An 8,680-nucleotide genomic window follows, 5' to 3' on the forward strand; every position below is an offset into this window, starting at 1 on the left:
ATGGCCTCGGCGAAGAAGGCGTTGATCAGGCTTGCGTGCTCGTCGACGGTGATTTCGTGATGGGCGGTGAGTATCGCAGCCATGAGCGGTTTGAGGTCCGTGTCGTCACCCTGGTAGTGCTTGGTCACCGTGTCGCCCAGCCATTTCAGGTCGCCCGAATAGGCGGCCTGGTACGGCTGGCGCGCCCGCAGCGAGGGGTCGGCTTCGGCCTGCTCCTTGAAGCGGCGCAGCAGGAAGTCCAGCTGGATGTACATCGGCTTCTCACACCACAGCGTGCCGTCGTTGTCGAAGACGGCGATACGCGCTTCCGGCGCAACGAAATCCGGCCCCGCTGTGGTGACGCGCACTACGAAATCGACGATCGCCGATTTCGTGGGTCCATCGGTCCAGGAATCGAGCATCTAGTCGGCTGCCAGGAACGCGTCGAGCTTCTTGACGATCTGATCGATGCTGAAGCTGGCCGGTGGGTGCCGGGGTGGAAACTCCTTGAACGTGTCGAGGAACGCCGACGCCATCGCCGTCGCATACAAGGCGAAGAAGTCGCGCCGCAAGAACCACTCGTAGTACGTGTTCGACGTGATGTCGGCGTACTCGAACGGATCGGTGCGCAGGTTGAACAGCTTCGGCACCCGCAGCTGGGTGAATGGTTCGGCCCAGATCCGCAGTGTGCCTTGGCAGCGCTGCTCGGCGAACACGATGTTCCAGTTCTCGAAGCGCATCGCGACCAGTTCGGCGTCATCGTTGAAGTAGAAGAACCCTCGTCTCGGGCTGTGTTCGACTTCGCCCATCAGGTACGGCAGCAGGTTGAACCCGTCGATGTGGACCTTGTACTCGGTGTCTCCGTCGGCGCCAGCCTTCATGCCCTTCTTCAGTTTGTCGCTGACGTCGGGGTCGCCGGCCGCGGCGACCAGTGTGGGTAGCCAGTCGTGATGCTGGATGATGTCGTTGGACACGCTGCCCGCCTTGATCTTTCCTGGCCAGCGAATCAACTCCGGGATTCGGTAGGCGCCCTCCCAGTTGGTGTTCTTCTCGCTGCGGAACGGCGTTGTACCGGCGTCGGGCCAACTGTTGCGGTGCGGGCCGTTGTCGGTGGAGTAGATGACGATCGTGTCGTCGGCGATGCCGAGGTCGTCGAGCGCGTCGAGCACCGTGCCCACGTTCTTGTCGTGGTCGATCATCGCGTCGTGGTACTCGGACTGCCACATCCCGGACTGTCCCCGGCTCTCGGGCTTGACGTGGGTGTAAGGTGCATGTGGGTGAAGTTGCACCAGACGAAGAACGGCTTGCCCGCGTCGTGCTGCCGTTTGACGAAGTCGACGGTGGCGTCGGCGATGTCGTCGTCGATGGTCTCCATCCGCTTGGCGGTGAGCGGCCCGGTGTCCTCGATGGTCTGCTTGCCGACGGACCCGAACTTCGGGTCGTCGGGTTCGGTCGACACCTCGTCGGTGGCCTTGCAGTTCATGACACCGCGGGGCAGCGCCAGCTCGTACAGCCGCGGGAACTGGTCTTTGTGCGGATAGTCGAACTGCTCGGGCTCCTCCTCGGCATTGAGGTGGTACAGGTTGCCGAAGAACTCGTCGAACCCGTGCACGGTCGGCAGGTACTTGTTCAGGTCGCCGAAGTGGTTCTTGCCGAACTGCCCGGTGGCGTAGCCAAGTGGCTTGAGCATTTCGGCGATGGTGGGGTCCTCGGCGACCCAGCCGATGTCCACCCCGGGTACGCCGACCTTGCTCATTCCGGTGCGGTACACGCTCTGTCCACTGATGAACGCTGCGCGGCCCGCGGTACAGCTCTGTTCGCCGTAGGAATCGGTGAATCGCATTCCCTCGTTGGCCACGCGGTCGATGTTCGGCGTCCGATAACCCATCAGACCGTCGCTGTAGCAGCTCAGGTTGGAGATGCCGGTGTCATCGCCCCAGATGACCAGGATGTTGGGTTTTCCGTTGGGCATGCCGAGCTCCCTCGCTCCCGATTCGCGGATCGAATCCACCTGCGAGGAAGGCTATTCGTGCTCGGGTGCCCTTGTCAGAGGTTGGCCGAACTCCTCAGCCCACGATCATGCGATGGCGGGTGCGGACTTGCCGGTGCGCCTCATCTGCTCGAACAAGTCGGTGTAGAAGGGGAGGCACTGCGCCATGGCCTCTTCGGTGGTGAACAGCGGGCGGTAGCCGAGGTCGCGCTGCGCCTTGGCCACCGAGAAGTAGTTGTCCAGGTAAATGCGTTCCACGGCGAGCGGTTCCAGCAGCGGCTTTGGCAGACCGAAGCGGAAGTGCAACCACTGCCACACCGTCATCACCGCATGGACCAGCCGTCCCGACACGCGGAACGTCGGAAGACGCTGTCCGCAGGCTTCGACGACCGGTCGGGTGAACTCGAACATGTTGATCGGTTCGCCGTCATTGACGAAGTACGCCTGACCGGGCGCGGTGCCGCCGGGGACGAGGTGCTCACCGGCGAGGATGAAGCCGTGAATCAGGTTGTGCACGTAGGAGTTGTCGGGCTTGACGTCCTTGCCGCCGACGAGCACCTTTACGTGCCCGGCGAGCACGCTCTCGAACACCTTGCGGAACATGGTCTGGTCACCGCGGCCCCAGATGCCGCTGGGTCGGATCGAACAGGTCAGCAATCCGTCGACGCCGTTGGCCGCCAGCACGAACTTCTCGGCGGTGACCTTGGTCTCGGTGTAGAGATCGTTGAAACGCGTTGTGTAGGGGATGGTTTCGTCGCCGTTGACGATGCGCTGGCCTCCCATCACCACGCTGTTGGACGCGGTGTACACGAACCGCTTCACGCCGGCGGCCTGCGCTGCGTTGACGAGGTTCTGAGTGCCGCCGACGTTCACCGCGAAGCTGCGCTCGCGGGCCGGTGCCGACCCGCCGCCCATCAGGTCGATGATCGCCGCGGTGTGGATGACGGTGTCGATGCCTTCGACGGCGTTGGCGACGTCCGCGGCGTCGGTGATGTCTCCGACGACGGTGTGGAGCCGGTCGTGCTGCGGGAGTGGCGATGCCACGCGATCGAACGAACGGACCGCGTGGCCGCGGTCGAGCAGCTCGGTCACCAGATTGGCGCCGACGAAGCCGGAGCCTCCGGTCACCAGTACGTGGCCGAGGTCAGTGGTCAGCGTTGAGTCACCCATGCGGTGAGACTAACTGAAACGTGTTCCAGTTTCGACCTCCAGTCGTCGGCTACTTCCGTTCTCAAGCATCTTCGCCGTCCCTGGAGGCGAGCGCCTTCTCGACCTTCTCGCGCGCCCCGGCGAGGTGCTCTTCGCACCGTTTAGCCAGGTCCTCACCTCTTTCCCAAAGTTTCAGCGAGGTGTCGAGGTCGAGGCCGCCCTGCTCCAGCTGGCGCACCACCTCGATGAGTTGATCGCGCGATTCCTCATACCCCATTTGACTAATGGCCTTCATCTGATCCCTCGCTGACTGTCGTTATCGCGCCGTTGGCCACCCGCACCCGCAGCCGGGTGCCCGCGGGAGCGTCCTTCGTCGACCGCAGCACCGCCATCGAGTCCGCGAGCTGGACCACGGCGTAGCCCCGCGCCAGAGTGGCCGCCGGTCCCAGTGTGGCAAGCCGCGCCGACAGGTGTCCGACGCTCTTGGTCTCGGCCTCGAGCAGCCGGGTGACGTCACGACGCGCGGTGGACCGCGCCCGGTGTATCTCCTCGGCGCGGGCCGTGAGCGCCTGCAGTGGCTGTGCCAGCACCGGACGGCTGCGCAATTGGGTCAGCGTGTGCTGCTCGCGGTGCACCCAGTTGCGCAGAGCCCGCGCGCTGCGTCGGCACAGATCGGCGACCAGCGCCTGCTCGGCAATCGCGTCGGGTACCACGCGCTTGGCCGCGTCAGTGGGTGTCGCGGCTCGCACGTCTGCCACCAGATCACACAACGGGTTGTCGGGCTCGTGGCCGATCGCGCTCACGATGGGAGTGGTGCACTTGGCCATCTCACGGCACAGCGTCTCGTCGGAGAACGGCAGGAGGTCCTCGACGCTGCCCCCGCCGCGGGCGATCACGATGACGTCGACGTCGGGGTCGCGGTCGAGATCGCGTAGCGCGTCGACGATCTGCGAGACCGCCTTGGGGCCTTGGACGTTCGTGTTGCGCAGGGCGAACCGCACCGCAGGCCAACGCGCGCCCGCGACCGTCGTCACATCCCGCTCGGCGTCCGATGCCCGCCCCGTAATCAGTCCGATCGTGTTGGGCAGGAATGGTATTGGACGCTTGAGTCGGGGATCGAACAGCCCTTCGGCGTCCAGGAGTTTGCGCAGGCGTTCGATGCGGGCCAGCAGTTCACCGACTCCGACTGCTCGGATCTCGTGGATGCGCAGGCTGAAGGAGCCATTGCGGGTGTAGAACTGCGGCCGGCCGAGCATGATCACCTGCGTGCCCTCCGCTAGCGGCACCGGGGCGTTGATGACGAGGTCGCGCGGACAACTCACCGAGAGCGACATGTCGGCGGCGGGGTCACGCAGCACCATCCACGCGGTCGACTGGCGCAGCTTCAGCTCGGTCAGTTGGCCCTCGATCCACACCATCCCGAGCCGGTCGATGTACTTGGCGACCCGGGTGGCGACGGCCCGCACCGGCCAGGGGTTGTCGGGGGACTTGCCCTGTTCGGGTTCGGTCACTTCGCGGTCGCGCGAGTGATCCTGTTGGCCAGCAGCGTCTGGAACGGCGCGCGCGCCTTGGTACTGCCCTCGTAGGCCAGCAGCGCGTCCAGGTCGGCGACCCGCAGCTGCGGGAGTCGGGCGCGCAGTTGAGCCAGGGTCAGCGACGCGTAGTCCAGATCGGCCACGATGCCAGGGGCGGCCGTTGCGACGTTGCTCACGGGCTCTTCCTCGCGCGTCTCCGGCTCACCGGTGCTAAAGAGCGCGAATCGACCCTCGGTCAGACGCTCCCCGTTGCGAGGCTCCCCGACGTCGTCCACGTCGCCCTGCTCGTCATTCAACGGGTCGTCGTCCACGTCCTCGTCGAACGTCGCCCACTCGGGTTGCTCGTCTTTCGGGGGAAACAGCTGGTCGAGCGTCTCGTCGCCCTTGATGACCAAACCGGCGACGTCCTGCTGCATCTTCATCACCAGCTGCGCCAACTGGCTGACGACGGTCATCGGGTACATCACGATGGTCTGTGGCAGCTTGCGAGTTTCCTCGAGAGCGGTCGCCGCAGCGCCGACCAGCAGACGTACTCCATATGGTGCTGTTGCCATGCGTGCAAGAGTACGGCTGGTCCGTCGGCTGGCTGGAAAAGGCCGTAGGTAAGTACCCTGGGAGCATGCCGCAGACGATCAACATGGGGATGCCGGGTGCCACCCGCTCGGTCGTCGCGCCGGTTTCCGGCAAGCGAGTGCTTCTGGCCGAGCCACGCGGGTACTGCGCAGGCGTCGACCGCGCGGTCGAGACGGTTGAGCGCGCACTGGAGAAGCACGGGGCGCCGGTGTACGTCCGGCACGAGATCGTCCACAACGTGCACGTCGTCGAGACGCTGGCCAAGGCGGGGGCCGTGTTCGTCGAGGAGACCAGCGAGGTCCCGGAGGGGGCCATCGTGGTGTTCTCCGCGCACGGTGTCGCACCGACGGTCCACGTGGAAGCGGCTGAGCGCAACCTGCACACCATCGACGCCACCTGCCCGCTGGTCACCAAGGTCCACAACGAGGCCAAGCGCTTCGCCCGCGACGACTACGACATCCTCCTGGTCGGTCACGAGGGCCACGAAGAGGTCGTCGGCACGGCTGGTGAGGCGCCCGATCACGTGCAACTGGTCGACGGTCCTGATTCGGTCGACAAGGTCACCGTGCGCGACGAGAACAAGGTCATCTGGCTGTCGCAAACCACGTTGAGTGTCGACGAGACCATGGAGACCGTGAAGCGGCTGCGCGAGCGCTTCCCGAAGCTGCAGGATCCGCCCAGCGACGACATCTGCTACGCCACTCAGAACCGTCAGGTGGCGGTCAAGGCGATGGCGCCCGAGTGCGAGCTGGTCATCGTGGTCGGTTCGCGCAACTCGTCGAACTCGGTGCGGTTGGTCGAGGTGGCGCTCAACGCCGGTTCCGACGCCTCGTACCTGGTCGACTACGCCGATGACATCGATCCGAGGTGGCTCGATGGCGTCACGACCGTCGGCGTGACTTCGGGGGCGTCGGTGCCGGAGGTCCTGGTGCGCGGCGTGCTGGAGCGGCTGTCCGAGTGCGGCTATGGCACCGTGCAACCGGTGACGACCGCCAATGAGACGCTGGTATTCACCCTGCCGCGTGAGATCAGGCCCAAGCGCTAGGCGTCGTACTCCCAGGAATCGGGAGCCGCGTGCCGGGATCGGCGCGGCCGGGTGCGGTGTTCCACTCGCGACTCTCCGTCATCGGCACCCCGGTACCTCACGCGTGAGACTGGGTGATGCGTCCCGCTGCTGCCGTTGGTGCGGTCCGTCGGGGGAGGCTCGTACGGTTCGTAGTCCGCAGCGCGGGGCCGTCTCTGGGGCCGTTCGGGCAGTTCGTCGGGCCGTTCGCGTCGCTGGGGGCGCTCGTACCGGTCGGGTCGTTCAGCCCGCTCCGCGGGGTTTCGCCGGTCAAACGGGGGCAGTGGACGCCGATCGCGCGGCTCGCGATCGCGCGGCTCGCGCTCCCGGGGGTCGCCGGCTCGGGTGCGTCGGCGCGACTCGGCGGGTGGATCGACCGGTGGTGTGTTCCGTCGGCGCGGCCGGTTCGGCACCGGCTCGATGATCTCGGTCTCCGGCGGGCGGGAATGACGCGAGCGCCTGGAGCCCGTGTCCGCGGCGGACCCGGCCGACCGCTGTGAGCCGGTCGCCGCAGTCCTGGTGGACTTGCGCGGCGGGCGCGGCGGCGCCTCGTCCTCCATGGCGCCGAGCGCCGCCTCCGCTGATGCCGTGGAGGGCGCCCGACTCGCGCGGGCCGTCGCACTCCGCGCGCGGCGGCGCGGCTTGGTGGCCGCGGCAGCCACGGTAGTGGTCTCGACCGCATCCTCAGGCGCATCGAGCACCGTCTCCGCGTCCGTGGGTACGGCCCGCCTCGCCGCTGCCCCCAAGTACCACCTGACCATGCCTATGAGCAGCACGGTGGCCGTCGTGAAGAACATCAGTGGGAAGCGCTCGATCAGCGGGTAACCGCAGTTGATCAGCGTGTCCTTGATCCCGGTGAACGTGCTGCCGTGGAACACGAAGTAGGCGAACGGGACCGCGACGAAGAGAATGAGCGGTGGCTGGATGACCGCGGTGAAGACGCCGGACTGACGGACCGCCACGACCGCCGCAATACAACCGAGGACGTAGAACACCGTGAACACGCCGCCGAGGGCGTTGTTGCCGGCCCCGGCGTCGTAGGCGACGCCCATCGCCGTCAAGGTGCTCGCCACGATCGCGGCCCCCCACCAGGGGATTCCGGGGACACGAGGCAGCGCCGATCTTTGGTCGGCGGGCACCGCCGACCGTCCGCGCAGTCCTGACACACGTCGACCGTACCGGGAATCAGGCGAAGAGCGCTGCCCGCGCGCGCGGGCGCGCCCGTCGAGGACGCCTAGACTGTTCAATCCGTGGGCCTCAACCTCGGAATCGTCGGATTACCCAACGTCGGCAAGTCAACGTTGTTCAACGCCTTGACGCGCAATGACGTACTCGCCGCCAACTACCCGTTCGCCACCATCGAGCCGAACGAGGGTGTGGTCGCGCTGCCCGATCCGCGACTCGACAAGCTCGCGGAGATCTTCTCGTCGGAGAAGACCGTGCCCGCGCCGGTGACGTTCGTGGACATCGCAGGCATCGTCAAGGGAGCGTCGGAGGGGGCCGGGCTGGGGAACAAGTTCCTGGCCAACATCCGCGAATGCGACGCCATCTGCCAGGTGGTCCGCGTGTTCGCCGACGACGACGTCGTGCACGTCGACGGCAAGGTCGACCCGAAGTCCGACATCGAGGTCATCGAGACGGAGCTGATCCTCGCGGATTTGCAGACGCTGGAGAAGGCGGTGCCGCGTCTCGAGAAGGAGGCGCGGAACAACAAGGACCGCAAGCCGATTCACGAGGCTGCGGTGGCGGCGCAGCAGACGCTCGACGGCGGCACGACGCTCTTCGCGGCCGGTGCCGACGTCTCGTCGCTGCATGAGCTCAACCTGATGACGACCAAGCCGTTCCTGTACGTCTTCAACGCCGACGAGGCGGTGCTCACCGACGAGGCGCGCACGGCCGAGCTGCGCGAGCTAGTGGCTCCGGCCGACGCCGTGTTCCTCGACGCCAAGATCGAGGCCGAGCTGCAGGAGCTCGACGACGAGTCTGCCGCCGAGCTGCTCGAGTCGATCGGCCAGCCGGAGAAGGGCCTGGATGCATTGGCGCGAGCGGGTTTTCACACCTTGAAGTTGCAGACCTACCTGACGGCCGGACCCAAGGAGTCGCGGGCGTGGACGATTCACCGCGGCGACACCGCCCCGAAGGCCGCGGGCGTCATCCACACTGACTTCGAAAAGGGCTTCATCAAGGCCGAGATCGTCTCCTTCGACGATCTGGTGGCGGCGGGCTCGATGGCGGCCGCCAAGTCGGCGGGCAAGGTGCGCATGGAGGGCAAGGACTACGTGATGGCCGACGGCGACGTGGTGGAGTTCCGGTTTGGAAAAACGTCTACGTCGAAATAAGGGGGCTTGCTCTTGCGACGTTTCACGCGATCGCCCGGGCGATCAGCAGGTG

General features: G+C 66.2%; 7 protein-coding genes and 2 pseudogenes. 2 read left to right on the plus strand and 7 right to left on the minus strand.

Going from position 1 to position 8,680, the window contains the following annotated elements; all coding sequences use genetic code 11:
• From QOI01_RS13485 to QOI01_RS13510, 6 genes and pseudogenes are all read right to left on the minus strand, one after another.
• Window positions 1-401: pseudogene (locus tag QOI01_RS13485) on the minus strand (haloacid dehalogenase-like hydrolase); the annotation flags it as partial.
• A pseudogene (locus QOI01_RS13490) lies at window positions 402-1,951 on the minus strand (arylsulfatase).
• A gap of 105 nt (window positions 1,952-2,056) precedes the next feature.
• Window positions 2,057-3,139 carry a 3-beta-hydroxysteroid dehydrogenase gene (locus QOI01_RS13495; protein ID WP_526381662.1) on the minus strand — a complete coding sequence of 361 codons (1,083 nt, stop codon included), beginning with the start codon at window positions 3,137-3,139 and terminating at the stop codon, window positions 2,057-2,059.
• A gap of 61 nt (window positions 3,140-3,200) precedes the next feature.
• Window positions 3,201-3,413 (minus strand): exodeoxyribonuclease VII small subunit, encoded by a 213-nt coding sequence (locus QOI01_RS13500; RefSeq protein ID WP_526381664.1) that lies wholly within the window; start codon window positions 3,411-3,413, stop codon window positions 3,201-3,203.
• Entirely contained in the window at window positions 3,400-4,629 is a 1,230-nt protein-coding gene (gene xseA, locus QOI01_RS13505) for an exodeoxyribonuclease VII large subunit (RefSeq protein ID WP_526381666.1), read from the minus strand. The genes QOI01_RS13500 and xseA overlap by 14 nt, the downstream gene beginning before the upstream one ends.
• Window positions 4,626-5,207 carry a lipid droplet-associated protein gene (locus QOI01_RS13510; protein WP_526381668.1) on the minus strand — a complete coding sequence of 194 codons (582 nt, stop codon included), beginning with the start codon at window positions 5,205-5,207 and terminating at the stop codon, window positions 4,626-4,628. Before QOI01_RS13510 ends, xseA begins: the two co-directional genes overlap by 4 nt.
• 65 nt (window positions 5,208-5,272) lie before the next feature.
• Between QOI01_RS13510 and QOI01_RS13515 the strand changes: the two genes are divergently transcribed.
• Window positions 5,273-6,271 carry a 4-hydroxy-3-methylbut-2-enyl diphosphate reductase gene (locus QOI01_RS13515; RefSeq protein WP_526381670.1) on the plus strand — a complete coding sequence of 333 codons (999 nt, stop codon included), beginning with the start codon at window positions 5,273-5,275 and terminating at the stop codon, window positions 6,269-6,271.
• Here QOI01_RS13515 and QOI01_RS13520 read toward each other — a convergent pair.
• Entirely contained in the window at window positions 6,268-7,455 is a 1,188-nt protein-coding gene (locus QOI01_RS13520; RefSeq protein WP_526381672.1) for a DUF6542 domain-containing protein, read from the minus strand. The genes QOI01_RS13515 and QOI01_RS13520 overlap by 4 nt on opposite strands.
• Window positions 7,456-7,539: 84 nt before the next feature.
• Between QOI01_RS13520 and ychF the strand changes: the two genes are divergently transcribed.
• Window positions 7,540-8,628: a redox-regulated ATPase YchF gene (gene ychF / locus QOI01_RS13525; protein WP_526381674.1), complete on the plus strand. Its 1,089-nt coding sequence runs from the start codon at window positions 7,540-7,542 to the stop codon at window positions 8,626-8,628.
• Window positions 8,629-8,680: the final 52 nt, after the last annotated feature.

This window comes from Mycobacterium sp. (genome assembly GCF_032162605.1).
GTDB lineage: Bacteria > Actinomycetota > Actinomycetes > Mycobacteriales > Mycobacteriaceae > Mycobacterium.